The organism is Bradyrhizobium sp. AZCC 2289, assembly GCF_036924615.1.
Taxonomy (GTDB): domain Bacteria; phylum Pseudomonadota; class Alphaproteobacteria; order Rhizobiales; family Xanthobacteraceae; genus Bradyrhizobium.
Genome location: NZ_JAZHRY010000001.1, coordinates 3,876,183 through 3,902,824 on the forward strand (window position 1 = coordinate 3,876,183; position 26,642 = coordinate 3,902,824).

The following is a 26,642-nucleotide window of genomic DNA, read 5'->3' on the forward strand; positions in this document are numbered from 1 at the left end:
CTCGGATGTGCAATTGCACATCTCAGCTCGCGCTACGCGCGCCCCGGAATGACGACGGTGGGGTCAATCCGTGATCACCATCGCCCAGAATTTCCGGTAGGGCGAATTGTCGACCGATGCGACGCCGACCCGGCGCATTCCCGGTAACAGCAGATTCTCGCGATGGCCGGCTGAATTTTCCCACTCCTTCAGCATCTCGGCGAACGTCAAAAATCCTGCGCCGATATTTTCCGCGGCGCGCGACTTGCGCAACGGCGCCACGCGCGAGGAAAAACTGCCGGCGGCGCTGTGGCTGACGGAACCGGACGCGGCCATCGCCTGCGCCTGTTTGAGCGCCACCGTGTTGAGCTTGCCGTCGAGCTTCACCGACGGAAAACCATGGGCGCGGCGATAGGCGCTGATCGCGCCGGCATAATCGGCGGCGTCCGCCGTTGCCGCGAAGCCGAGAACAAAACCGAGCGCGAGGAGAAACAGCCTCATCTGGAATCGCATGAGCGTGGACCGGATCAGTGCGCGTGGGTGTGCTTAGCGCGGTGCCGCACCACCGGTCTGACGACCGGCGCGGCCGGCTCATAGACCGTCGCCGGCGCGGCGGCCCGTTGCTCCTGCAGCCGCGCGTCATAGCCCGGCGACGGCGTCACCGTGGGTGGCGCGGCATGGGCCGGGACCACACCAACCCCGCCGATGAGGGCGGCAACGGCCAAAAGCGCTGCGCGAGTTCGTTTCATCTCGTCTCTCCCGTTCGCCGCATCGGGCGAAAGTCGCCCCAGATCGTTGCCATTTCAAGGCACGACCAGCAATTCAGGCCCTGATCTGTTCCGGCGTCAGGCCGGGCGAGCCCTTGCCGTCCGCCTCGGCTTTCCTGATCAGCGCCACGATGCGGCGCGACAGCGGCGCTTGCAGCCCGCGCCGGTCGGCGATTTCGGTGATCACGCCCTGCAGATAGTCGATCTCGGTGCGGCGGCCGCGCTGCAGATCTTCCCACATCGACGAGCGCGCCTCGGGATCGATCTTCATCGTTCGCCCCAGCAATGCTTCGAAGATGGTGTCCGGCAGACGCAGCAGCGGCGGCATCCAGCCCGCCGGGATCGGCGTCGGCGACACCGGCTTGATGCCTTCCGCCCTGATCGCCGCCAGTCCTTCGGCCATCTGGTCGGCGAACAGCCTGCGCCAGCCGCGCTGCGCCAGTTGCCGGCGCAGCGGCATATCGGCCAGCGCATTGAGGGCGTTGTTGAGATTGACGATCAGCTTGCCCCATTGCACGCCGTCGATGTTGTCGGTCGCGCGCATAGGGAGGCCCGGTACCGAAAATCTTTCGGCCGTACCGGCCGCGTCGGCTTCGATGACGATGTCGCCCGAGGTCGACCGGTGAAACCGGCCCTCGCCCATCGAAATCACGTTGAACGGCACCATGCCGCCGAGCACGCGACGGCCGGGCAGGCGGTCGCGCAATACCGCGACATTGCCGACGCCGTTCTGCAGGCTGACGACGACGACATCGGCCGGAGCATGTCTCGCAATGAGGTCGGCCATCTCGCTTGTATCCGCGCTTTTGACCGTGACCAGCACCGCGGCAACTTCGCTAAAAACGGAGGGATCATCCGACAATGCGAGCCGGCTCGATGCAATCGTTTGATCGAAACCTTCAAAGCTCGTCAGCCGCAGCCCGCCGGCCCGGATTTCCCCGATCACGCGCGGCCGCGCCAGCAACGCTACGCTGCGCCCGGCGGCCGCCAGCATGCCGCCGACGAAGCAGCCGATACTGCCGGCCCCCGCCACGCCAATCGCCAAGTCTGCATTCGCCAAGTCTGCATTCATGTGCCGTTCAACCTCATACCGGCATCGGTAGCAGAGTTGGCGCCAACCGCCTATCGACGCTACCTTTCGACGCGCAAGGGCTTGGCCGAGCCTGCCTTGTAACCGTCATGGGCGGGTTCTATGTTTTCCGGCGGGGCTGGTACGCGGGAGGAGACGACAATGGGTTTACTCGACGTACTCAACGGCATGCAGAACGGCCCGCGCGGTCCGAGCACTCCGAGCGCGCAATCCGGCAGCGACGGCGGGATGTCGCCGATGACCATGGCCATCCTGGGGTTGCTGGCCTGGAAGGCTGTCAAGCATTTTACCGCCGGTCAGCCCGGTGCGGCGCCGGCGCCAACACCTGCCCCCTCGCCCGGCAATGTGACTGCCGGTCTGCCCGGCGGAATGGGCGGCGGTCTCAGCGATGTCCTCAAGGGTGGATTGGGCGGACTGCTCGCGGGCGGCGCGGCCGGCAGCGTAATCAGCGGCGGCCTCGGCGATCTCCTCAATCAGCTCCAGCAGAAGGGCCACGGCGACACCGCGAACTCCTGGGTGAGCAACGGTCCCAACAAGCCGATTTCACCGGGCGATCTCGCCAACGCGCTGGGCGCCGATCAGATCGACCAGCTGTCCTCGCAAAGCGGCATGTCGCGCGATGAATTGCTCAAGGGCCTCAGCCAATATCTGCCCGACGCGGTCAATCATCTGACGCCGGACGGACGGCTGCCGGACGAAAACGAATTGTCCGGCCGGATTTGACGTTTCACGCCCGCGGCGTCGTTCGCGCCGCGGCATTGTTGTTATTGCGGCATTGAAAAGGACGACAGCCATGGGCGGCATTATCTGGGTCATCATTGTCGGCTTCGTTGCAGGAATCATCGCGCGGATGCTCTCCCCAGGACCGAATAACCCCACCGGGTTCGTGCTGACCACTATCCTTGGTATCGTCGGTGCGGCGCTGGCGACATACGTCGGCCAAAAACTCGGGTATTACGCTGAAGGTCAGGGGGCAACGGGCGCCGGATTCATCACCGCCACCATCGGCGCGCTGGTGGTGTTGTTCATCTGGAACCGGCTGGTCGCCCGCGGCGTGATTCCCGATATGAACAAGTGACGGCGTAACCGCAAACCCTCGTCATTGCGAGGAGCGAAGCGACGAAGCAATCCACACTTGCTTTGTTGCACTATGGATTGCTTCGCTTCGCTCGCAATGACGGTTTCACAACACCAGATGCATTCCCGCATCCATGCGGACGATTTCGCCGGTCATGTTGCTCGATGCCGGCGACGCCAGGAAACATACGAGCTGGGCGATGTCGTCGGCGGTCGACGCCACCTTCAGCGGCACCTTCGCCACAACGGAATCGCGCACCGCTTTCGCGCCCGCCTCGCCGCGCCCCTTGGTGAACCAGGGCGTATCGATATAGCCGGGGCAAACCGTGTTGACGCGGATCAGGGGTGCCAGCGCGCGCGACAGCGACAGCGTGATGGTGTTGAGCGCGCCCTTGCTCGCGGCATAGGCCACCGACGAGCCGCCGCCGGAGATGCCCGCGACCGACGACACGTTGACCACCGCGGACGGCCGTCCGGACGCTTTGGCGCCAGCTTCAAGCTGCGCGCGCGCGGCGCGGATCATCTGGTACGGCCCGATGGTGTTGACGGCATAGATGCGCTGAAAATCCTCCGCCGACAGGCCATCGAGATCGCCGTGCGGCACGTGCTTGGTGGTGCCGGCATTGTTGACCAGCACGTCGAGACGCCCGAAGGGTGCTGCGGCAGCGGCGATCTTCTTGCAATCCTCATCGCGGGAGACATCGCCCTGCACGACGATGACGTCGGCGCCCGCGGTGCGGCAGAGGTCGGCGGTGGCTTCCGCTTCGGCCTTGCTGTTGGAATAGTTGACGACGATGCGCGCGCCGCCCTTGGCCAATATCGCCGCGGTCGCGGCTCCGAGACCCGATGCCGAGCCCGTTACGATTGCGCACAAACCATCCTTCGACATCCGCATTTCCTCTTGTTGTTTTGAGCTGAATTTCGCTCGCGGTGGCATACCATATCGCGCGGCCAAGTCCCTGCAAATCCGCGAAACTCCGCTATGCGGAATTTATTCATCGCCTGATGAGCCTCATGCCGCCCCCGCAAGCGGCCCTGCGGGCAGCGCTTGTCACGGCTATGGCTTTTCCGCATCATTGAGCGCAAGAAAAGACCGCACTTGGGGCCGGCGGAACGGCCGGACCTGACGCGTGCCAAATCAATATCGGGGAACGCTGTGGCGGAGAGTGAGAACATTGTTGCCGAGACCGCGGAGAAAATCTTCGCCGATCTCGCCGACGCGCAAACCATCAACAACGACAAGAAGGGCGCGTGGAGAGCACCGCTCTGGCAGGCGCTGACGGAAGCCGGATTGCCGCTGGCATGGGTGCCGGAGGATTGCGGCGGTTCCGGCGCAAGCCTGGCCGAAGGTTTTAGCGTCTTGAGCGCCGCCGGGCGTTCCGCGGTCGCCGTGCCGCTGGCCGAGACCATGCTGGCCGGCTGGCTGCTGGCGCAGGCCAAAATCTCTTCGCCCGAGGGCGAGATGACGGTGATACCGGCGAGCCCGAAGGATCGCATCACGCTCAATGCCGACGGCAGCCTGTCAGGCCGTGCCCGCGGCGTGCCCTTTGGCAAAGCTGCAAAACATATCGCAGTGCTGGCGAGCGGCAACGGCGGCCTCTCGATCGCATTGGTCGAGGCCGGCAAATGCCGGATCGAGGCCGGGCTCAATCTCGGCGGCGATCACTCAGATACCGTGACGCTAGACAAGGTGCAGCCGATCACGATCAAGCCGGCGCCGAAGGGTTTTGACCAGAGCCAGCTGATGCTGATGGGCGGCGTCGCGCGCTCCTTACAGATCGCCGGCGCGCTGGAATCGATGCTGGAAATTTCCGTGCGCTATTCCAACGAGCGCGTCGCCTTCGAGAAAAAGATCTCGAAATTCCAGGCCGTCCAGCACAATCTGGCGCGACTTGCCGGCGAGTCCGCGGCGGCGCTGGCTGCCGCCACCTCGGCCGCGGATGCCATCGCCAACAGCACCTCGTTCAACGACGAAGTGTTCCTCGAAGCCGCGTCCGCCAAGATCCGCTGCGCGGAAGCGGCCGAGAAGGGCGGCGCCATCGCGCACCAGGTGCACGGCGCGATCGGCTTCACCATCGAGCACATCCTGCACCGCTATTCGCTGCGCGCACTGGCATGGCGCGACGATTTCGGCTCCGAGAGTTTTTGGGCGGTCGAGCTCGGCAAGCTCGTGGCCAACAGAGGCGCCGATGAATTGTGGCCGCTGGTGGCTTCGCGCTGAGATTCACGAAATTTGGAAGTCGAGACCCATCATGACCGCAGCCCTCCGTTTCGATCCGATCCGCCTGCCGCCCGAATGCGAAAAACTTCGCAAGGAAGTGCGCGCCTTCCTCGCCGAGGAAATCGCCGCCGGCACCTTCGATCCGCACAAGCCCAACCGCGAAGACACCGACGTGCCGGAATTTTCCCGCAAGGTCGGCGAGCGCGGCTGGCTCGGCATGACCTGGCCGAAGAAATATGGCGGCCATGAGCGCTCGTTCCTCGAGCGCTATGTGGTCACCGAGGAAATGCGCGTCGCCAATGCGCCGACCCGGCGCTTCTTCGTCGCCGACCGCCAGAGCGGCCCGGTGCTGCTCAAATACGCGCCCGAGCACGTCAAAATGGACATCCTGCCGCGCATCTGCCGCGGCGAGGTCTGCTTTGCGATCGGCATGAGCGAACCGAATTCCGGCTCCGATCTGTTCGCGGCCAAGACACGAGCGACCAAGACCGACGGCGGCTATCTGATCAACGGCACCAAGATCTGGACCTCGTCGGCGCATATCGCCGACTACATGATCGCGATCTTCCGGACCTCGCCGTCGACCAAGGAAAACCGCCGCCACGGCCTGACCCAGTTCCTGGTCAAGATGAAGCAGCCGGGCATCCAGGTGAACCCGATCGGCCAGATCACCGGGCAATACGAATTCAACGAAGTGGTGTTTACCGACCATTTCGTTCCCGACGATCATGTGCTCGGCGAAATCGACGGCGCCTGGAAGCAGGCAACCTCCGAGCTCGCTTATGAGCGCTCGGGCCCGGAGCGTTTCCTCGAAACCTATTACGTGTTGACCGAACTGGTCCGCGCGGTCGGCAAGAACCCGGATACCCGCAGCGCCGAAGGCATCGGCCGACTGGTAGCGCAGTTGCACACCATGCGGCGGATGTCGGTCTCGGTCGCCGGCATGCTGCAGGCCGGCAAGGAGCCGGTGGTCGAAGCCTCCATCGTCAAGGACATCGGCACGGTGTGGGAGCAGCAATTGCCGCATCGGGTGCGCGACCTCGCCGCCTTCGTCGATGCGGACGCGACCAACCACGAGACGCTGGAAAATCAATTGTCGTTCGCCATCAAGACCGCGCCAAAGCTGACGATCCAGGGCGGCACCACCGAAGTGCTGCGCGGCATCATCGCCCGCGGGCTCGGTTTGCGCTAGGCGCGCGGGCCCGGTTTGCGCTAATTCAACGAGGAAACCTCATGACCAAATATACTGATATCGGCGTCGAGAAGCACGGCCATGTCGGCCTGATCGAAATCCGAAAGCCCCCGCTGAACTTCTTCGACGTCGCGCTGATCAACCAGATCGCCGACGCGCTGGAAGAATTCGACAAGGACATCGAGATCCGCGCCTCGGTGCTCGCCGCCCAAGGCAAGGCGTTCTGCGCCGGCGCCAATTTCGGCGACCCTGCCCGGCAGGAGCAGGAAGAGAAGGCCAAGACCGATCCGGCGTCGAACCTGCCGATCAACCACCTCTACGTCCAGGCCGTCCGCATCTTCCGCAACAAGAAGCCAATCGTCGCGGCCGTGCATGGCGCGGCCATCGGCGGCGGCCTCGGCCTTGCGGTATCGGCCGACTTCCGTGTCACCTGCCCCGAAGCGCGCTTTGCCGCGAATTTTACAAAACTCGGATTTCATCCGGGCTTCGGGCTGACGGCGACGCTTCCCGAACTGGTCGGCAAGAACAATGCGGAACTGATCTTCTACACCAGCCGCCGCGTCACCGGCGAAGAGGCGACGAGGATGGGCCTGGCCAATGTCTGCGTGCCGCAGGATCAGGTTCGCGCCGAGGCGATGAAGCTTGCAGCCGAGATCGCCGAATGCTCGCCGCTCGGCCTGATCTCGACCCGCGCCACCATGCGCGCGGGCCTCGCCGACCGCGTGCTCGCCGCCACCAACCACGAACTCGTCGAGCAAACCAAACTGCGCGCGACCGAGGATTTCAAGGAAGGCGTCAAAGCCACCGCCGAGCGCCGCGTCGCGAATTTCCGCGGGCGGTGAGTTTTTACTTCTCCCCTTGCGGGAGAAGTGCCCCATAGGCGACCTCCGGCCGCCGTTCTTCAATGCGCCAATGCGACGCTTCGGCTATGACAATACCCCCTACGTCAAACGAAGTAGGGGAATAAGCTCGTTGTGCTCAATCGAACGGCATCGAGACACCTTGTTTGCGATCTCGTTTGACTGCTAAAGTGCTGGCGTTGGTGGGGTGTGCCCCACATCATGGAATTTGCCGCAGCGATTGTTCGCTTGGATAGATCGATGCTTTTCGCATCGTAGAGACCGCGGGACGTTTTTGCCCCGCCTGGCCGAACTTTCTGAGACTCGCCTTTCTGGAACGCGCCTTCTGATAGTCGCAGACGACATTGATATTAGCGTGTGGAGAGTTTGATGGCAGGAATCCTGTCCGGTCACATCGTGCTGGCTTCGGCTACCGAACGCCTGACCCTGGCGAGCACCACCAAGGTCGCCACTTTTACCGATACCGACTTCACGGATTTACTCAGCGGCTTCACCGCGACCATCGACTGGGGCGACGGATCGACCTCGCCGGGCACAATCACCGGATCCAACGGGTCATTCTCGGTGCTGGGCGGCCACAGCTATTCCGACGAAGGCAACTTCACGCTGAGCGCGACCATCGTTCGCGCCTCGGACAATGCAACCATCACCGACACTGGAAACATTGCCGTCGCCGAACACGATGTGCTGGCCGCCCAGGGTACGACGCTATTAGGCAACCCGGGGTCGCTTCTCAATAACGTAACGGTCGCAACATTCACCGACACCGATACGGCGGCCGTGGCGGGCGACTTTCAGGCCATCGTCGATTGGGGCGACGGAACGGCCACGACGACGGGCACGATTACGGGATCCAACGGATCGTTCGCGGTCCACGACAGCCACATTTATGCGAGCGCGGGACAGGACACGATCACGGTGACACTGGTGGACACAGCGCCCGGCTCCGCCAATACGGTCGCCATCGGCACCGCCAACATCGGCTTGGCCGCCCAGGTGTCGCTGACTTCGGCCACCGAGAAGGTGGCTACGGCGCCCGGCACGGTCGTCGCCAGCATTACCGACGGCAATCTGGCGGATCTGGCTGGTGGTTTCACCGCGGTCATCGATTGGGGCGACGGAACGACCTCACCAGGCACCGTCGTGGGGTCGAACGGATCATTCTCGATCCTGGGTGGCGGGCACACCTACGCCGATGAAGGCGACTTCACGCTGACGACGACCCTCACCCGCACCTCGGACAATACGGTCGTCACCAGCATCGGCGACGTCGCCGTCATCGAACACGACGTGCTGGCTGCCCAGGGCAAGACGATATCCGGCAATCCGGGGCAGGTTCTCAATAACGTCACGGTCGCAACATTCACCGATACCGACACCGCCGCACTGGCGAGCGACTTCCTCGCAACGATCGACTGGGGCGATGGAACGATCTCGGCGGGCACGATCACGGGCTCGAACGGCTCATTCGCGGTCATCGGCGGCGGCCACGCCTATGCGAACGCGGGGCAGGACACCATCACGGTGACGGTGACGGACCCCGCACCCGGCACCGCCATCGTGAACGCCACCGGCACCGCCACCATCGGATTGATCGGGCAGGAGGTGCTGAATTCGGCCACCGAGCGGGTGGCGCTGGCGCCCGGCACGGTGGTCGCGAGCTTTCTGGACGGCAATCTGGCGGATCTGCCCGGTGGTTTCACCGCGATCATCAACTGGGGCGACGGGACGACCTCGGCGGGGTCGATCGTGGGATCGAACGGCGCGTTCTCGATCGAAGGCGGACACAGCTACGCCGATGAAGGCAGCTTCACGGTGACCGCGACCACCCGCATCTCGGACAATGCAAGCGTCACCAGTTCGGGACCGGTCGCCGTCGCCGAACACGATGTTCTGGCCGGCCAGGGTACGACGCTAACCGCTGTCTCGGGGCAGCCGCTCGCCAACGCCACAGTCGCAACGTTCACCGACACCGACACGGCCGCCTTGGCGAGCGACTTCCTGGCAACGATCGACTGGGGCGACGGAACGACCTCGGCGGGCACGATCGCGGGATCCAACGGATTATTCGCGGTCAGCGGCACCCACACCTATGCGACCACCGGGCAGGACACCATTACGGTAACGATGACGGACCCCGCACCCGGCACCGCCATCGCGACCGCCAATTCGTTCCGTTTCGACCACGTCAATCAGCCGCCGGTGAACACCGTTCCAGGCCCGTTGAACACGTTCGCCCATGTCGCGCTCGAGATCACAGGACTCTCTGTCGCGGACCCCGACGCCACGACGCTGACCGCCACGCTTCACGTCGATCACGGCACGCTGACACTCGCATCCGTCGGCGGCGCCGCCGTCAGCGGCAGCGGGACCGGCACGGTGACGCTGGTCGGCAGTGTCGCGCAGATCGACGCCACGCTGGGTGCGGCGCATAATTTCGTCTATGTCGCCCAGACGGGATTCGGCGGCACCGACACGCTGACCATGATCAGCAACGACGGCGGCAGCAGCGGAAGCGGCGGGCCGAAGACGGATACCGACACCGTGGCGATCCACGTGGTGAGTGGGGCCGGCGGATACGCAGGCCTTCCGGTTCCGTCCGCAGAGTCTCCACTGCTGCACACCTCGGATTTCCATCTGTTGTGACGAGAAAAGGCGTCGTCCCGGCCTTGGGCCGGGATCCATACGCCGTGTCGTCTCGGTGAGAGTACCGACGTCAGATACCTGCTGACACAACTACGGCCGCGGATTATGGGTCCCGGCTCCTGATGCGCAATTGCGCATATGGGCCGGGACGACAGCTGAGTTCTTCCCCACCACCAGCGCGTCCACGATGGTCACGCCCTGGCCTTCCCGATGTACCAGCGCCGGATTGATCTCGATTTCCGAAATCTCCCCGGCGTGCTGGGCCGCGAGCAGCGAGATTTGCGCGATCAAATGCGCCAGCACCGCGACGTCGGCCTTCGGCGCGCCGCGGAATCCGTGGAGCAGCGGGGCCGCCTTCAGCGCATCCAGCATTGCGGACGCTTCCGCCGCACTCACCGGCGCCGGGCGATAGATCACATCCCTGAACAGTTCGGTGGTGATGCCGCCGAGGCCAACCATGATCATCGGACCAAAGGTTGCATCGAGCAACGTGCCGACGATGATCTCGACGCCCTTTTTGGCCATCGGGCCGACCAGCACGCCCTGGATCGCGGCGTTGGATCGGTGGCGTTGTGCGCTGTCGAGCAGCGCCTGGAAGGCCGTAAACGCTTCGCCCTTGGTGGTGATGTTGACGCGGACGCCGCCGACTTCGCTCTTGTGCGGGATGTCAGGCGACTGGATCTTCATGACCAGCGGAAAACCCGCGCGCGCGATCGCGGCGTCGAGCCCGCCCCGCTCCGTCACCAGCACCTCGTCGGCCAAGGCAATGCCGGCGGCGCGCAGCAGCGACTTGCTGTCGAATTCGGACAGTACGGGAGATGTCAGAAAGCGTGCGAGATCGCGCGGCGGCAGCGCCGCAACATCCGCCGGCGGGGCCAGTTTGAATTTGGCGTAATCCGCCGCCTGCCGCATTGCGACGCCGGCATGCGTCAAGCCCGACAGCACGACGGCGCCGGATTTCGCCAGCTCGCTGCGGGCGAAATGCGACGGCAGCGTGTAGGAATAGAACACGACCGGCTTGTTCTGCGCCGATAGCACCGGCTTCAGCTCCGCCTCCTTGAACGGCATCCGGATGTCGCTCGACAGCGACAGCACCACCAGGATGGCGTCGACCTCATCGGAGACGTCGAGCAGGTCGATGCTCCGCTGCAGGCCGCCGGAGTGTACGCCCTGGGCGGTGACATCGATCGGATTGCCCGTCGCACCATAGGACGGCAGCAGTTTTTTGATTTCGCCCTGGATCGACGATGACAGCTCCGGCACTTTCAGTCCCTGCATCGAGACCGCGTCCGCGCCCCAGATGCCGGCGCCACCGGACACGGTGAGAACCGCGACGCGGTCGCCCTTCGGCAGCGGATTGGTGGTCAGGACCGCGGCGATGGTCACGGCTTCATCGAGATCGTTGGAAACGATGAAGCCGAATTTGGCGAACACCGCGTCATAGGCCGCCGACCAGCCGGCCATGCTGGCGGTGTGCGAGGCCGCCGCACGCTCGCCCGCACCGGAGCGGCCGACCTTGGTCACGATGACGGGCTTTCGCATCTCCGCCGCGCGCTTTGCCGCCGCGAGAAACTTGTCGACGTCGCGGATGCCCTCGATGAACAGCAGGATCACGTCGGTGGAAGCATCCTGCACCATGTAATCCAAAAACTCGCCGGCGCCGAGATCGCTCTCATTGCCGGCGCTGACGACGTAGCTCAGCGCGACGCCGAGCGCCTTGGCGCGATGGTAGATCGCAAAGCCGATGCCGCCGCTTTGCGCGACGATGCCGATCCGCCTTTTGGTCGCGACCAGATTTGGCGCGTCCGGCTTGACGTCGACGGTCGGGCTGAAGGTCGCAGCGACGCGCTGCACCTGGCTGTAAAACCCCTCGGCATTGGGACCGGAAATCCGCATGCCGGTCCTCTTCGCCAGCGCCACGATGGCATCCTGCATCGCCGCGCTGTCGCCGCCCTCCTCCGCGAATCCGGACGAGATGATAACCGCGTTCCTGACACCGGCGGCAGCGCATTGCTCGAGCGCGCCGAGCACGGCGCGCGCCGGAATGATGACGATTGCGAGATCGATCGGCTGGCCGACATCCGCGATCGATCGGTAGCATTTCAGCCCATCGATATCGCCGTAGTTCGGATTGATCGGATAGAGCCTTCCGGCATAGCCGTTCTTGCGCAGCATCGACAATAGCCGCCCCGGAATCTTATCCTGGTCGCGCGAGGCGCCGATCAAGGCGATGCTTTCGGGCGCGAAGAAACTGTCGAGCGGATGCGGCATTTTGTTGGCTCTCATGGTTATTGCGCGGCTCTCAAGATCGTCATTGCGAGCGAAGCGAAGCAATCCATCTCACCACGTAAAGAAAGAATGGATTGCTTCGTCGCTTCGCTCCTCGCAATGACGACAAAACGGCTCACGCCACGAGCTTGGACATCACGCCGCAAAGCTCGAACCCGTCGCCCGACACTGCGTTGCCTTTGGCCTTGGCGGCGTCGCGCACCTTGGCGATATCGGCAACCCTGAACGTCAGTCCGCTCATCAGATCGCTCGCACCCTTCACAAAACGAAAACTGCAATTGGGCAGTTTCAGCTCGGGCTCGCCGCTCCCATTCTTGCTCGCGGCAACGCCGATGATCTTGCCCCAATGCTCGGCCAATCCTTGGGGATCGGGACTCTGCATCTCGACGCCGGTCAGCGCCTGCGTCACGTCCTTGCGGATCGATCTCTGCCAATCGGGTCCAGCCGGCGGATAGGGCCCCAGAACATCGTCGCTGCCGGCGGTGTGGTTGAACTCGATGAAGGCGGCGCGGCAATCGCGCGGATGCAATTGCACGCCGTGATAGGGCGCGTGCGTGATCACGTTCGCGGTGCGCACGCCCATCGCATTGGCGTGCTTGCCGCGTTCATCGGGATCGTCGCAGCAGAAGATCGCCATGTAGCCGCCGCGGCCGCCGGTCTTCTCGATGAAGCGTCCCGCCGCGGTGCCGGGCTGGAACGGCGCCACCACTTCCAGCAAAATGGTGTCGACCGGCAGCAGCGCGTTCTCGAGGCCATATTTGGCGACGTTGCCGTCGCGGTAGCAGACGTTGAGCCCCATGATCCCGGCGATATCCGAGATCACGGGCTCGAGCTGCGGCGCCACCAGGCAGATCTGCCGCAGCCTCATATAGCCGGCCATCTTCAATGACCTTGAAATGCGGGCTTGCGCTTTTCGACGAACGCTTTTGCGGCTTCCTTGTGGTCGTCGGTCTCGCCGGAACGCGAGTGATGGATCGCTTCGGCGTCAAAACACTCTTCCAGCGACATGGTTTCGGCGTTGTTGATGTTGCGCTTGATGTAGCCCAGCGTCACCGAGGGGCCCTGCGCCAGCGACATCGCCAGGTCATGCGCGGCCTCTTCGACTTCGGCGTCGGGGACGACCTTCGTCACTATCCCGAGGTTGTAGGCTTCCTGCGCTGATAGCACCGGCGAGGTCAGATAAAGCTCGCGCGCTTTCGCACTGCCGAGCAATTGGGTGAGGAAATAGGTGCCGCCGTAATCGCCTGACAGCCCGACCTTGGCGAAGGCGGTGGTGATCTTGCAGGAGGCGCTGGCGACGCGCAGATCGCAGGACAGCGCGATCGACAGCCCGGCGCCGGCCGCGGCGCCATCGACCTGTGCCACCACGGGCTTCGGCATCTGGTGCAGGATGCGCGAGACTTCCATGCCGCGGCGGAGATTGGCCATCTTGGCTTCGAACGGCAACGGCGCCCGCCCCTCCGCCATCGACTTCACGTCGCCGCCGACGCAGAACGTGCCGCCGGCGCCCTTGAGCAACACCGCGCGCACCTCGTGATCCTCGGCCGCGCGCCGCGCCGCCTCGACCAGCCCGCGCGTCATGTCCGGATTGAGCGCGTTGCGCCGGTCGGGACGGTTCATGGTGATGGTGAGGAGGCCCTTGTCCAGGTTCTGGAGGACCATTTCGTTCTGGCTCATGGAGTGTGGCTTTCTTTGTTATTGGTTGGCACCGTCATTCCGGGATGGTCCGAAGGACCAGACCCGGAATCTCGAGATTCCGGCTCGATGCTGCGCATCGCCCCGGAATGACTGCGTGACTTCGTCACTTCATCACTTCATCACCAGCGGGCAGCGCGAGGCTTCCAGCGGCTGGAACGCCTCGTTGCCGGGAACGGTCGCCAGCAGCTTGTAGTCGTCCCAGCGGCCTTTTGATTCCGACGGCTTCTTGACCTCGAACAGATACATGTCGTGCACCATGCGCCCGTCCTCGCGGATTTTGCCGTTCTTCGCGAACATGTCGTTGATCGGCGTCTCCTTCATGACCTTCATGACCGCGGCGGAGTCAGTGGTGCCGGCGGCTTTCACCGCCTGCAGATAATGCGTCACCGAGGAATACACGCCGGCCTGCGCCGAGGTCGGCACCCGTTTCATCCGCTCCATGAAGCGCTTTGAGAACGCGCGGGTGTCGTCATTGAGGTCCCAATAAAAGGCTTCGGCGAGCAACAGGCCCTGCGCGGTCTCGAGCCCGATCGAGTCGATATCGGTGACGAAGGCGAGCAGCGGCGAGACTTTCTGGCCGCCCTTCATGACGCCGAATTCGGCGGCCTGCTTGATCGCGTTGACGGTGTCGCCGCCGGCATTGGCAAGCCCGATCACCTTGGCTTTCGAGGCCTGCGCCTGCAGCAGGAACGACGAGAAATCCGAGGTGTTGAGCGGATGGCGGACGTTGCCCAGCACCTTGCCGCCGGTCTTCACCACCACATTGGCGGTGTCCTTTTCCAGGTCCTGGCCGAACGCATAATCCGCGGTGAGGAAGAACCAGCTGTCGAGGCCGGATTTGACCGCGGCAAGCCCGGTCACATTGGCCTGCGCGAAGGTGTCGAACACATAATGCACGGTATAGGGGCCGCAGGCTTCGTTGGAGAGCCGGATCGAGCCGGGCCCGTTGAAGATCACGATCTTGCCCCGCGCTTTCGCGATCTCGCCGGCGGCCAGCGCAGTCGCGGACGCCGCGACGTCCCAGATCATTTCGACGCCCTGGTTGTCGATCATGTCGCGCGCGATGTTGGCGGCAAGGTCGGCCTTGTTGAGATGGTCGGCTGCAATGATCTCGATCTTGCGGCCCAGCACCTCGCCGCCGAAATCCTCCGCCGCCATCTTCGCCGCAGTCTCGCTGCCGGCGCCGGTGATATCGGCATAAAGACTCGACATATCGAGGATGCCGCCGAGCTTGAGCGGAGGCTTGCCTTGCGCCAGCGCCGATGTCGGCGACATCGCCAGCGCGCAGGCGAACACGCTTGTGAGAATTCGCTTCATAGAGGCCTCCCTGTGCCGCATTGCCTGCGACTTCAATTTCTGTTGGCGCGATCATGCCGCATGGCATGCGGAGCGGCAAGGCGCGAGCGGATGCGGCGATCAGGCGTTTTTCCGCTAAGCGGAATGACTGTTGGAAGCGTCTGCAAACTGGTTGGCTTCATCCTTCGAGACGCGGCTACGCCGCTCCTTAAGGATGAGGTTCAGACACCGGACCCTCATGGTGAGGAGTGCGGCAACGCCGCGCGTCTCGAACCATGAGGCGCGCGGCCCATGCATCCTTACATCACCCCAACAGCCCCTTGCCCGGCACATGATTGAGCTCGAGCCTGATACCGTCGGGGTCTTCGAACAGCAGCGAGTAATAGCCCGGCGCCCATTGATCCTCGCGCGGCGCGCGAATGATCTTGACGTCGGGCGAACACAGAAAGCCATGCAATTCGTCGATATGGGCGCGCTCGCGGGCGCGGAAACACAGATGATGCAGGCCGACGCGCTTTTGCTCGAAGGCTGTGCCCGCATGCTCGGGCGACGGCGCGCTGATGCCAACCGCGGTGCGTCCGCCGACGCAGTAATAGGTCGTCTCGGTATCGATCACCGGCGTCAGCCCGAGAAACGGCAATAGCTTGCGATAGAACTCGCGCGAGCGCTCGAAATTCGAAGCGGTGAGAAAAACATGCGCGATGCCGTTGATCTCCATGGCCTCCCCCTTGGTCGCAATTTCGGATAATAAGCTGACGCCGGTGACCGGCAGCATACAGGAACCGGCCTGATGGCAAGCCGCGTGATCAACCCTACGGCCTTGCGTTCCAGGCGATGCGTCGCCGCGCTTGTCGGCCTCGCGCTGCTGAGTGCGATCGGCCCGGCGATGTCGGCGGCCTGTTCCTTCGAGCCGCAGGGCGAGGGCCGGGTCGCCGCCGTGATTGATCTCAGAACCTTTCGGCTCGAGGATGGCCGCGAAATCCGCCTCGCCGGCATCGAGCCGGCCGGCCCGGACAGGGCAAAGGGCGCGGCGGCGCTGTCGGCGATCCTGATGGGGCGCGACGTCACCCTGCGCGGCGCAGACGACATGCCGGACCGCTACGGCCGCCAGCCGGGCTTTGTGTTTCTCGCGGGTTCCGAGGCTCCAGTTCAGAGTGAGCTTTTGAGCCGCGGCGAGGCGCTGGTGGCGGCCGATGCGACCGACAAGGACTGCGCTTCGGCGCTGGTGGCGGCCGAGGCCGAGGCCCGCGGGGCCAAAAGGGGAACCTGGGCCGATCCCACCGCCATAAAAAACGCCGAAAGTCCGGGCGATATTTTGGCCGGGATTGGGCGCTTTACGGTTATCGAGGGCAAGGTACTGTCCGTGCGTCAGGCAGGGGCAACGACCTACCTGAATTTCGGCCGAAACTGGACACGGGACTTTGCTGTGACTATTTCGAGGCGCATGATGCCGGCGTTCGAGGCGGCGGGACTGGCGCCTAAGTCCCTCGAAAATAAGAGGATTCGTGTCCGCGGCTTTGTCGAGGCGCGGGGTGGGCCCCGAATCGAGGTGCTCCGGGTGGGGCAAATTGAAATGCTCGGCGGGAATTAGGGCAAATTACGAGTAGCTGACGTGTCTGAGCGTGCAGGATGGCCCAAGCAAAGGACAGGCCGCCGCCTTTTGGCTGCGGCGTCTTTGCTGTGCCTGGCCTTTACACTGTCCGCCTGCGGCGACATGGGCCGGTTTCAGACGGCCTCGTCGACCCCCTCGGTGTCGCCGGCGAAGCCGAACCGCACGGTGGCGCAAACGCCCGCGAGCGAGCGCGAGCATGAGCGCATCCTCTCCTCCTATGGCGGCGCCTATGACGATCCGAAGCTGGAAGCTTTGATCACCAAGACCGTCGAGCGGCTGGTCGCCGCCTCCGATCGTCCCGACCAGGCCTACAAGGTGACGATCCTCAATTCCGGCGCGGTCAACGCGTTCGCGCTGCCGACCGGCCAGCTTTACGTGACGCGTGGCCTGATCGCGCTGGCCAGCGATACCTCCGAATTGTCGTCGGTGCTGAGCCATGAGATGGCGCATGTGCTGGCCAAGCACGCCTCGATCCGCGAAGACCAGGCGCGGCAGGCCGCGGTCGTGACCCGCGTCGTCACCGACATGAGCAACGATCCGGATCTGACCGCGCTGGCCTTGGCGAAAACCAAGCTGACGATGGCGAGCTTCTCGCGCCAGCAGGAATTTGAGGCCGACGGCATCGGCGTCGGCATTTCGGCGCGCGCGCATTTCGATCCCTATGGCGCCTCGCGCTTCCTGACCTCGATGGAGCGCAACGCCGCGCTGAAGGCCGGCAAGACCTCGCTCGATCCGCGCACGCAGGACTTCCTGTCCTCGCATCCGGCAACCCCGGAGCGGGTGGCGAACGCGCAAGCCAACGCCCGGCAATACACTTCGCCCGAAGGCGGCGAGCGCGACCGCGAGACTTATCTCGCGGCGATCGACAACATCGTCTATGGCGAAGACCCCTCAGAAGGCTTTGTTCGCGGCCGCAGATTCCTCCATCCCAAACTCGGCTTCACCTTCGCAGCGCCCGATACGTTTACGCTGGACAACACCGCGCAGGCCGTGATCGGCGTCCGCGAGGGCGGCACCCAGGCGATGCGCTTCGACGTGGTGCGGGTGCCGGCAGAACAGACGCTCGCCGATTATCTCAACTCGGGCTGGATGGAAGGCGTCGACAAGGCGTCGACGGAAGATCTCACCATCAACGGGTTCCCGGCGGCCTCCGCCGCCGCGCATGGCGACGCCTGGCAGTTCAAGGTCTATGCGCTGCGCTTCGGCAGCGACGTCTACCGGTTCATCTTCGCCGCCAAGCAGAAGACCACCGAGAGCGAGCGCAACGCGCGCGAGACCGTGAATTCGTTCCGCCGCCTCACGCTCGACGAAATCCAGGCCGCGCGCCCGCTGCGCATCAAGGTCATCACCGTGCAGCCCGGCGACACCGTGGAATCGCTGTCGCACCGCATGGCCGGCGTCGATCGCCCGGCGGAACGCTTCCGCGTCCTGAACGGCCTCGACACCCACGCCCAGGTCAAGCCGCGCGACCGCGTCAAGATCGTGGTGGATTGAGGCGGAGCGCGTCATCTCCGATGCGCAATGGCGCATCTGAGGGCGCAAAGCGAACCCGGGATCTCGATCGACTGGGTGCCGTCATTGCGAGCGAAGCGAAGCAATCCATTTCACCCCTCAAAGAAAGAATGGATTGCTTCGTCGCTTTCGCTCCTCGCAATGACGTGGCTGCTAGTCTTCGCCGTCGCTAAAGCGCTGACCAACTACCAAACCGATCACCCAACCCACTGATCCCGCCATCATGAGTAGAATAGCCGTTGCCGAAAACGGCAACGTGTGCGACGCTCTGTAGCATTAAAACGGCCTGAGATCGCAAGGTGGCAACATGGACGACAGCCTGCCCGAGCTAGGTGACCTCGAGCGCGAGGTAATGCAACTGGTTTGGGCCAACGCGCCCATAACGGCCGAGGCCGTGCGCGAACGGCTCTCGCGTCGGCTCAAGGAATCGACCGTTCGCACCGTGCTGCGACGGCTCGAAGACAAGGGCTACACCACGCACACGGTGGATGGGCGAACCTATGTCTACCACGCGGCCGAGCCGCGCGGACGGGTGGCGGCCAAGGCGGTCCAGCGCATCGTCGACTGGTTCTGCAACGGCTCCGTCGAAGAGGTCCTGGTCGGCATGGTGGATACGGCCATGCTTGACCAGCGGCAGTTGCGCATGCTGGCCGACCAGGTTGCGAAGGCCAAGGCGAAGGGAGGGAAGAAATGATCCTGGCGATTCTGGCAGAGTCGGCGCTTCGCTGCCTCATTCTCGGAAGCGTCGTGTGGATCGGTTTGAATCTTCTTCGCGTGCGAAATCCGCACGTGCATATGACATCCTGGGTCATGGTGCTGGTGGCGTCGCTGTCGATGCCGCTGCTGATGCACTGGACCACCGTGACCGTCACGCTGGACGCTTTGCCGGTGCCGGCGCCGGAGAGCCTGTGGCCTGCCAACAATCCGTTGACGGGTCCTTTGACGGAGCCCCTGCCCTCGCCGCTGCCGTCGGATCCCGGCACGCCCGCCACTATCAGCGGCGCCGGCCACGCGGTGGTCGATTGGCTGGCCGTTGCCACCGCGATCTACGCGTTGGTTGCCGGCCTGCTGCTGCTGAGATTGGCGGTCGGATTCTATTTGACCTGGCGCCTGGTGCGCGCCGCAAAGCCGATGCGCGAACCCTGGACCGCCGACTGGAGCGTGCGCGTGAGCAGCGTGATCGCCGGTCCGGTCACGTTCGGATCGACCATCCTGCTGCCGCCTCAATGCAGCGATTGGGATGGGCTGAAGCGCCGGGCGGTGCTCGCCCACGAGGGGGCCCACGTCGCCAACCGCGATTTCTATGTCCTGTTGCTGGCCTCGCTCAATCGTGCGGTGTTCTGGTTCAGCCCTTTCGCGTGGTGGCACCTGACCCGGCTGGCCGAACTGGCCGAAATCATCAGCGACGCAAGGGCGCTTGAAGTTCTCGACGACAGGCTGTCTTACGCCGAGATTCTGCTCGATCTCGTACAGCACGTCCGGCGGGCCCCGGCCCCGGTGGGGCTGGAAATGGCAAGGGCGTGCACGGTACGCGCGCGCGTGGAGCGCATTCTCGCCGCAACCACGGCGCCGGCGAAGCTGGGCTGGCGGAAACGGATATGGACGGCCGCGGCCGTCCTGCCGGTCATCGTCGTTTCGGCCGGCAGCATCACCTACACCACGGCGCCGGTATCGCCGCGGGCGATTGACGGCGCAGCAGCTGCGACGGTGCGCATGCCCGAACACGTCTCGTTCTATTCATTGGGCCGGGCCTCGATCTTCACCGTTTCCAGGGAAGACGACGATCTGTTCGGACAGTTGAGCGGGCAACGGAAACTCCGATTGGCCGCGGCAGGCGATGGGAGCTATTCCTACCCGATGGCGGCCGGCCGGATCACTCTGGCTGTCGGCAGCGACCGGGAACCGTCCGAACTGACGGTGAGCCAGAACGGCCGCGACATGCGCGCCGCGCGGATCGCCGAATTGTCGTTGCAGGGTATCGAGGCCGATGCACAGCTGCTCGATTCATATGTCGGCTGGTATCAGTTGGCGTCGGGCCGCGTGCTCACGGTCAGCCGCGACGGTGAGCGGCTCCAGGTCCGTGAGACTGGACGGCCGCAAGTCGAGGTCAGGGCCTACGGCGCCGATGCCTTTTCCGGCGGCCATGACGACCTCATTATTTTCCTGCGCGATGGCCAGGCCAAGGTGACGCAATTGTTGCTGCAGGACCCGTCGTCCGGCGCCCGGCTCGCCCCGCGGGTCGGCGTTGCCAGGGCAAAAGCGATCGAAGAGGAATACGCCCGGCGAATTGCGGAAGTCCCGGATCGCTTCAGAGACCAGGCCCCGCTGCCGGGCAGCAAGGAAGCCATCCTGCGAGGGATCGAGGACCTGCGGCGCGGCGCGCCGAATTATGACCGGATGAGTGCATCGCTGGGAACGAAACTCCGTCGCCAGGTTTCCGAGCTGCAGGCCATATTCAATGCGCTCGGTGCCGTCGAGTCGATCTTCTTTCGCGGCGTCGGCCCCGGTGGTTATGACGTCTATGGCGTGAAGTTCGCGAACGGTTTTGCGGAGATTCGGCTGCTGCTCGGAGCAGATGGCAAGGCCGACGATGTTACCTTCCGGGCAGACGGCAATGATGCGCCCGGCTGAACAGCCGCCTGTTCCCAGGAACAGGATTTGAGACCCCGGGCCGACACCACGCCGGTCCATGTGTTGTTTTATAACGCCACCGGCGCGGACATCCAACTGTACCAACTGAACGCCGAGGGAAAACGGACGGCCCACGGCACTACCATCGGCGAGAACATATCGTCCTCGGTCCTGACCTCCGTCAATGCTCCCTGGGTTGTCGCAGACGCCTCCGGGAAATGTCTCGAGATCGTGCTGCCGGGACAGCAAACGCGTTATCACACCGTCGAGGGGGCCAGGGTGGACGGCCAGCCGGAGCACCCGGCGTGGCGGCGCACCGCTCCCCTGGCCGGAAGCGAAGAGATGCTGCGGCAATACATCGAGACCGTGGGGCGCGGTGAGCCGAATTACGATCGCATGACCGCCGAAATGGCGGCGCAGACGCGTCAGCAGCTTCCCTTTAACCAGGCCATTCTGAACCGGCTTGGCGCGCTGCGCGCGATGTCGTTTCGGGGCGTGACGAGCATGGGCAACGACATCTACATCGCCCATTTCGCCAACGGTATGGCGGAATGGCGGATTGGCCTGGTCAAGGACGGCACCATCGGACGAATTGCGTTGGGTCCGCAGTAGGGCTGCGCGCCCATAAATTCAGGGTGGTCACCGGATGTCCGTTGTTGTGCGCACTCCGGACTCGTGTCGGACGTCGCGCGAGGTGCGAAAAGTGGCCAAGGCGCTGCCCGGCAACCCGTATGACGGTCATACGCTGGCAACCGTAATCCCGGACATGGATCGCTGGTCGGCAACACCATCGCGCGCATCCTCGCCGACAAGGGGTACCGCGGCCACAACGCGCCGCCCGATTACAAGTTCAGGGTCTTCATGTCGGGCCAGAAGCGAGGCGTGACGCCCAGGATCAAGCGCGAACTACGCCGCAGGTCCGCCGTCGAGCCCGTCATCGGCCATCTCAAGGCCGAGCACCGCATGGGCCGCAACTATCTCTGGTACCGTCGGGGCGATGCCAACAACGCCGTCCTCGCCGCCGTCGGCTACAACTTCCGCCGCCTGATCCGCTGGCTCAGCCTTTTATTGCGGCAACTCCTCAGCGCTCTCTACCCCAGACCTTTGATCAATCCCGCCTGAAATCAGCGTTCTTCACGGACGACTGGCCATATTATTGCAAAAGTCTTTTTGGGGTGGCGAAGGTAAATTTCTACAGCCGCTGATGCGCTTTACGCGCGGCGACGTGAGGGACCATATCGTTTCATTCAAAATCGATCTCGGACCTCCGTAGTGGCGTTGAAAAGCGACGCAGCAGCAGAGAAATCCAAAGATCCACGCCGACGAAGTGATCGACTGAACCGAAAGAAAACATGCTGCACGTCGATGTCTGCTGTGAGTCAAACGCTCCATTTTGACCCTCTGCCAGCCGCTTCCGGTCTGCCCCGATTAACGGACACCAACGGACCGGCCCGTTTGGTCCGGTGGGTGCCGGCGAGCGACATCAAGCTGACGAAATTACACCGCAGATATCTGCACTGGAAACATTTCCTCTGGATTGGTGCGCAGCCATGCATTAGTCCTTATAGTCTCGTAATCACACCGTTCTGGGGCTTCCGCGATGTCACGTTTTGCGGTCAAGTGTTTGCTGATAACTCTGTTCGTTGTCGGAGCATCATCGGCAACGTTCGCTGAGCAAGACAGTCCGGGTACACACAAAAAGGTCTATTTATTTCGGGGATTAACGAACGTTTTGTCGCCGGGCATTGATCAACTCGCAGATGAGCTCCGCCAGAGGAATATCAGTGCGACGGTAACCAATCATTTATTTTGGAATTCTCTTGCAAACGAGGCAATTCAGGATTGCAGGAGCGGGCGCGTAAGCTCAATTGTCCTGGTTGGTCACTCGCTTGGTGCCAGCGCGGTCCTGAGTATGGCAGAGCAACTGCAGCAAGCCGGCCTCCACGTCGCCCTGGCTGTTACGTTTGACCCCGTCGTCAGATCTGCCGTCCCCGGCAACGTCCATCTTATGAGAAATTTTTATATTTCCGATGGTTTGGGAGTGCCGGTACAGCCTGGCGAGCATTTCCACGGCTTACTGCGAAACGTGGACCTGAAGAGCAGTCCTGAACTCGGACATGTTTCTGTGACCACTTCGCCTTCGATTCAGAAGCAGGTCATGAGTGACATCATTTCAGCAAATACCGGATGTCGCTGATCGACGGGATAGAAGCATCCGCCGGCAATTGAGTTTTTGACCCGAAGCCCGGTTTGGGTCATTCGCGTTGGTTTGGCGGGACATCGGCGGCTTCCGGTCCACCTCCGTGAACGGACATTCTCAGGATAGGCGGGCATATCTCAAAGGTGCCCAATTGCGGAAGTCGGCGGGCTTATTCGATCACTTCATCGGCGCGGGCGAGCAGCGTCTGGGGAACATCCAGACCCAGCGCCCTGGCCGTCTTTAAATTGATGACCAACTCGAATTTGGTCGGCGCTTGTACCGGCAGATCGCCTGGTCGCGCTCCCTTCAAAATCCGGTCGACATAGAAGGCCGATCGTCGCACCTGATCCAATATGTTGATCCCATAACTCAACAACCCGCCCGCCTCCGCGAAATTCCGAAACGGGTAAATCGTGGGGTGATGTTGTTTTGCAACCAATTCAAAGATCAATGAACGGTAAGTCCCGAAGATCGGATCAGGGAGCACAATCAAGCCGGTGCCCGGCTCGCCGTCGAAAGCACCGATCGCCGCCCGGATTTCGCGGCCGTCGTGCACGGGGCAATCGACGACTTTCATGCCGTTCGAAGCAGCGTTGTCCTCAATGTTCCGCAGAATTCTCACTTGCGTCCCCGCGAACCTGATGACGCCGACTTGGGTCAGGTGCGGCTCTATCTCCTTCAGCGTCTGCAGCCATTTCCCGCCCATGGAAGGCTCGAAGTTTGCGAGGCCAGTCATGTTGCCGCCCGGTCGGGCAAGGTTCGCGACGATGCCGACACCTTCCGGATCGGAAATCCCGACAAAAACCACCGGGATCGAATTCGTCGCCTCCCGCACGGCAGTCAGGACTGATGTCCCGTTGGCAACGATGACATCCGGTGCCGAGGCCACAAGTTCGGCCACGACGGCGCGCATTTGGGAAGATTCTGCCCACCGATAGACGACGTGGATATTGCGCCCCTCGACCCAACCAAACTCGGAGCAAGCAGACTCAAACGCCCTGATGCTACGCCGTGTCTCCTCGTCGTCCGTCGAAGCAGACCCCACGAGGCCGATCGTGGGATAGCGGGCTTTCTGCTGTCCACGCGCTGCAAGCGGCCACGCTGCGGCGCCTCCAATCAGGCCGATGAAATGGCGCCGCCGCATTTGAACCACCGAGAACGTATCGTGCCCAATTTCCGGATCATAGCAGCCTCGATCGAACCGGTTAGGGTCTGAGACGATAAATGTTTGGGATTGTTGAAGTGCGTTCCGGGTCATTCGCGTCGTTTTGGCCGCCCACCTGTCACTTCCGGTCTACACCGACAAACAGACATTTTCGGCGCGCGTTGGCATGTCTCAAAGGTGCCACATCCGGACATGATCAGCCACGGACGGACCCTCAGGGCGCTGGGCTCAGTGGATGCCAAACACTGTCTCTCATTACTTGGCTCTCGGAACTGGGAGGCGTAAACTGCATCCCACCTATCTCGGAGGCGAGCCTTGGCCAGCGAGCGCGTCGAGCGTCGACTCACTGCGATCTTGGCAGCCGATGTGGCCGGCTACAGCCGGTTAACTGGCCTGGATGAAGAGGGCACACACGTCCAGCTCCAGGATCATCTACGCACCCTCATCGATCCCAAGATTACCGAACACCGCGGCCGTGTTGTCAAGAACACCGGTGATGGAATGCTGGCCGAGTTCAGCAGCGTGGTCGACGCCATGCGCTGTGCTCTTGATGTTCAGCGTGGCATGGTGGGGCGCAACGTAAACGTGCCGGAGGGGAAGCGGATCGAGTTTCGCATTGGGATCAATGTCGGCGACATCATCATTGATCGTGGCGACATCTTCGGCGACGGCGTGAACGTGGCGGCACGGCTGGAAGGACTGGCGGAGCCAGGCGGCATCTGTGTCTCGTATGATGCCTACCGACAACTCCGCGACAAACTCGATATTGTCTTCGATGATGCCGGCGAGCAGAACCTCAAGAACATTGTGCGACCAGTCCGGGTTTTCAGAGTGAAGGATCGTGTTGCGGCAGCAGAACAAAGACCCGCGTTGGCGCTGCCGGACAAACCCTCGATTGCCGTGCTACCTTTCCAGAACCTTAGTGCCGATCCGGAGCAGGAGTATTTCGCAGATGGTGTCGTGGAGGATATCACGATGGCGCTGTCGCTCTTTCGTTGGCTGTTTGTGATCGCACGTAATTCGAGTTTCACCTACAAAGGCCGGGCCGTGGACGTGAAGCAGATCGGCCGCGAGCTTGGTGTGCGCTACCTACTCGAAGGCAGCGTGCGCAAGGCCGGAAACCGTATTCGAATCGCGGGGCAGCTTATCGATGCCGAAACCGGAGCACATCTCTGGGCGGACCGGTTTGATGGTGCGCTCGAAGATATGTTCGATCTACAGGACCATGTGACTTCCAGCGTCGTGGGTGCAATCGCCCCCAAGCTGCAGAGTGAGGATATCAAGCGGGCCACTCGCAAACCAACCGAGAATCTGGATGCATACGACTATTACCTGCGTGGGCTGGCGAAAGCTCGTTATTGGAACAGGGACTCGAACAGCGAGGCGCTCCAGCTCTTTTGCAAGGCGATCGAGCTCGACCCTCGTCTAGCCTGCGCCTACGGCATGGCCGCTTGGTGCTACATGCAGCGCAAGGCGCGTGGCTGGATGATCGAGGGTGTGCAGGAGAGCGCCGAAGCTACGCGGCTGGCCCGGAAAGCAGTGCATCTCGGTGGAGGTGACCCGGTAGCGCTGTGTATGGGTGGATATGCACTCGCCTTTGTAGCCCATGAGTTCAACGACGCTGTGGCTTTCATGGATCGGGGACTGACGGTCAATCCGAACTTAGCGCAAGCTTGGAATCTTAGTGCCTGGCTGAGAGTTTGGAGAGGTGAGCCCGACGTCGCACTCGATCACGCTGCGCATGCCATGCGCCTGAGCCCACTCGATCCGTCCATGTTCAGCATGCATGGAGCCATGGCGTATGCCCATTTTCTCGCGGGCCGTTATGACATGGCGTCGTCATACGCCGAGAAGGCGACGCGCGACAATCCGACTTTCCTTCTGGCGATGTGCGTTTCCGCAGCCAGCAATGCGCTCGCCGGGCGGCTTGAGCCAGCACAGAAAGCCATGGCGCGGGCACTCGAACGCAGTCCCGATTTGCGCGCCTCCAACCTGATAAATTCAACACCATTTCGCCGCGCGGAGGACCTCGCAACGTTCGCCAGGGGTCTCCGAAATGCAGGCCTTGCGGACTGACCGTGAGTTCGCTTACCTCGGCCGCAAGTGGAACGAAACGAGTGGGCCTTCGTATGACATCGATGTCCGGTTGGGGGTCAATCTCGTCGTTCTGACCGCGCCGCGAGGACTTCCGATCTTCGCCGAACAGCCGACAATTTCGAAAGCCAGTCGGCGTGTCCCAAAGGTGCGATAGCTGACACCGCCCCTCTCATTCGATCACCTCGCCGGCGCGGGCGAGCAGCACGCTTCAGACCCGCCCTGCCCGGCGCCGCCATCGTCACTCAATCGGTACTTGCATCGACAATTGCCAACTGCATCGCGTGAGGTCCGAAAAGTGCCGCCAATTCCG

The 26,642-nt window shown here is 63.0% G+C and carries 23 protein-coding genes and 1 pseudogene; 14 read left to right on the plus strand and 10 right to left on the minus strand.

Going from position 1 to position 26,642, the window contains the following annotated elements; translation table 11 throughout:
• Positions 1-63: 63 nt before the first annotated feature.
• From V1289_RS18475 to V1289_RS18485, 3 genes are all read right to left on the minus strand, one after another.
• Positions 64-480: a CAP domain-containing protein gene (locus tag V1289_RS18475; protein ID WP_334398218.1), complete on the minus strand. Its 417-nt coding sequence runs from the start codon at positions 478-480 to the stop codon at positions 64-66.
• 26 nt (positions 481-506) lie between these two features.
• On the minus strand, positions 507-728 hold the full coding sequence (locus V1289_RS18480; protein WP_334398219.1) for a hypothetical protein: 222 nt from the start codon (positions 726-728) through the stop codon (positions 507-509).
• Positions 729-801: 73 nt separating this feature from the next.
• Positions 802-1,806: a 2-dehydropantoate 2-reductase gene (locus V1289_RS18485; protein WP_334398220.1), complete on the minus strand. Its 1,005-nt coding sequence runs from the start codon at positions 1,804-1,806 to the stop codon at positions 802-804.
• Positions 1,807-1,977: 171 nt separating this feature from the next.
• Here V1289_RS18485 and V1289_RS18490 point away from each other — a divergent pair, with 171 nt between their 5' ends.
• Together V1289_RS18490 and V1289_RS18495 are read left to right on the plus strand one after the other, a co-directional pair.
• Complete coding sequence (locus V1289_RS18490) at positions 1,978-2,559, plus strand: YidB family protein (protein WP_334398221.1); 582 nt, start codon at positions 1,978-1,980, stop codon at positions 2,557-2,559.
• A gap of 70 nt (positions 2,560-2,629) precedes the next feature.
• Positions 2,630-2,914, plus strand: a complete 285-nt coding sequence (locus tag V1289_RS18495; protein WP_334398222.1) for a GlsB/YeaQ/YmgE family stress response membrane protein — start codon at positions 2,630-2,632, stop codon at positions 2,912-2,914.
• Between the two features lie 105 nt (positions 2,915-3,019).
• Here V1289_RS18495 and V1289_RS18500 read toward each other — a convergent pair whose 3' ends face one another.
• Positions 3,020-3,802, minus strand: coding sequence for an SDR family NAD(P)-dependent oxidoreductase (locus tag V1289_RS18500; RefSeq protein ID WP_074278003.1), 783 nt, complete (start codon positions 3,800-3,802; stop codon positions 3,020-3,022).
• Positions 3,803-4,069: 267 nt separating this feature from the next.
• Here V1289_RS18500 and V1289_RS18505 point away from each other — a divergent pair, with 267 nt between their 5' ends.
• The 4 genes from V1289_RS18505 (at position 4,070) to V1289_RS18520 (ending at position 9,832) form a co-directional block, all read left to right on the plus strand.
• A complete protein-coding gene (locus tag V1289_RS18505) occupies positions 4,070-5,134 on the plus strand; it encodes an acyl-CoA dehydrogenase family protein (protein WP_334398223.1) in 1,065 nt (354 codons plus the stop codon).
• Positions 5,135-5,165: 31 nt separating this feature from the next.
• Positions 5,166-6,326 carry an acyl-CoA dehydrogenase family protein gene (locus V1289_RS18510; RefSeq protein WP_334398224.1) on the plus strand — a complete coding sequence of 387 codons (1,161 nt, stop codon included), beginning with the start codon at positions 5,166-5,168 and terminating at the stop codon, positions 6,324-6,326.
• A gap of 41 nt (positions 6,327-6,367) precedes the next feature.
• Positions 6,368-7,168: an enoyl-CoA hydratase/isomerase family protein gene (locus V1289_RS18515; RefSeq protein WP_074272699.1), complete on the plus strand. Its 801-nt coding sequence runs from the start codon at positions 6,368-6,370 to the stop codon at positions 7,166-7,168.
• A 387-nt stretch (positions 7,169-7,555) separates the two neighbouring features.
• Positions 7,556-9,832, plus strand: a complete 2,277-nt coding sequence (locus tag V1289_RS18520; protein WP_334398225.1) for a beta strand repeat-containing protein — start codon at positions 7,556-7,558, stop codon at positions 9,830-9,832.
• Between the two features lie 90 nt (positions 9,833-9,922).
• On the opposite strand, the gene V1289_RS18525 is transcribed toward V1289_RS18520, so the two are convergent.
• The 5 genes from V1289_RS18525 to V1289_RS18545 all read right to left on the minus strand — a co-directional run bounded on the left by V1289_RS18525 (position 9,923) and on the right by V1289_RS18545 (position 15,890).
• Entirely contained in the window at positions 9,923-12,103 is a 2,181-nt protein-coding gene (locus V1289_RS18525; RefSeq protein ID WP_334407541.1) for an acetate--CoA ligase family protein, read from the minus strand.
• Positions 12,104-12,236: 133 nt separating this feature from the next.
• Positions 12,237-13,001: a hypothetical protein gene (locus tag V1289_RS18530; RefSeq protein ID WP_334398226.1), complete on the minus strand. Its 765-nt coding sequence runs from the start codon at positions 12,999-13,001 to the stop codon at positions 12,237-12,239.
• Between the two features lie 2 nt (positions 13,002-13,003).
• Positions 13,004-13,798 carry an enoyl-CoA hydratase gene (locus V1289_RS18535; RefSeq protein ID WP_334398227.1) on the minus strand — a complete coding sequence of 265 codons (795 nt, stop codon included), beginning with the start codon at positions 13,796-13,798 and terminating at the stop codon, positions 13,004-13,006.
• A gap of 132 nt (positions 13,799-13,930) precedes the next feature.
• The gene (locus tag V1289_RS18540; protein WP_334398228.1) at positions 13,931-15,136 is read right to left on the minus strand and encodes an ABC transporter substrate-binding protein; all 1,206 of its coding nucleotides are present in this window, start codon (positions 15,134-15,136) and stop codon (positions 13,931-13,933) included.
• Between the two features lie 283 nt (positions 15,137-15,419).
• On the minus strand, positions 15,420-15,890 hold the full coding sequence (locus V1289_RS18545; RefSeq protein ID WP_334398229.1) for a VOC family protein: 471 nt from the start codon (positions 15,888-15,890) through the stop codon (positions 15,420-15,422).
• Positions 15,891-16,001: 111 nt separating this feature from the next.
• On the opposite strand from V1289_RS18545, the gene V1289_RS18550 reads away from it, so the two are divergent.
• The 7 genes and pseudogenes from V1289_RS18550 to V1289_RS18580 all read left to right on the plus strand — a co-directional run bounded on the left by V1289_RS18550 (position 16,002) and on the right by V1289_RS18580 (position 23,067).
• Positions 16,002-16,706, plus strand: coding sequence for a thermonuclease family protein (locus V1289_RS18550; protein ID WP_334398230.1), 705 nt, complete (start codon positions 16,002-16,004; stop codon positions 16,704-16,706).
• A gap of 123 nt (positions 16,707-16,829) precedes the next feature.
• Complete coding sequence (locus V1289_RS18555; protein ID WP_334407543.1) at positions 16,830-18,221, plus strand: M48 family metalloprotease; 1,392 nt, start codon at positions 16,830-16,832, stop codon at positions 18,219-18,221.
• A 325-nt stretch (positions 18,222-18,546) separates the two neighbouring features.
• On the plus strand, positions 18,547-18,933 hold the full coding sequence (locus V1289_RS18560; protein ID WP_334398231.1) for a BlaI/MecI/CopY family transcriptional regulator: 387 nt from the start codon (positions 18,547-18,549) through the stop codon (positions 18,931-18,933).
• Complete coding sequence (locus V1289_RS18565) at positions 18,930-20,870, plus strand: M56 family metallopeptidase (protein WP_334398232.1); 1,941 nt, start codon at positions 18,930-18,932, stop codon at positions 20,868-20,870. Before V1289_RS18560 ends, V1289_RS18565 begins: the two co-directional genes overlap by 4 nt.
• Before the next feature lie 27 nt (positions 20,871-20,897).
• Positions 20,898-21,482, plus strand: a complete 585-nt coding sequence (locus V1289_RS18570) for a hypothetical protein (RefSeq protein ID WP_334398233.1) — start codon at positions 20,898-20,900, stop codon at positions 21,480-21,482.
• Between the two features lie 94 nt (positions 21,483-21,576).
• Positions 21,577-21,992 (plus strand): annotated as a pseudogene (locus V1289_RS18575) (IS5/IS1182 family transposase); the annotation flags it as partial.
• Between the two features lie 478 nt (positions 21,993-22,470).
• Entirely contained in the window at positions 22,471-23,067 is a 597-nt protein-coding gene (locus tag V1289_RS18580) for a hypothetical protein (RefSeq protein ID WP_334398234.1), read from the plus strand.
• A gap of 172 nt (positions 23,068-23,239) precedes the next feature.
• Here V1289_RS18580 and V1289_RS18585 read toward each other — a convergent pair whose 3' ends face one another.
• Positions 23,240-24,328: an ABC transporter substrate-binding protein gene (locus V1289_RS18585; protein ID WP_334398235.1), complete on the minus strand. Its 1,089-nt coding sequence runs from the start codon at positions 24,326-24,328 to the stop codon at positions 23,240-23,242.
• A 222-nt stretch (positions 24,329-24,550) separates the two neighbouring features.
• Between V1289_RS18585 and V1289_RS18590 the strand changes: the two genes are divergently transcribed.
• A complete protein-coding gene (locus V1289_RS18590; protein ID WP_334398236.1) occupies positions 24,551-26,311 on the plus strand; it encodes an adenylate/guanylate cyclase domain-containing protein in 1,761 nt (586 codons plus the stop codon).
• The last annotated feature ends 331 nt before the right edge of the window (positions 26,312-26,642 follow it).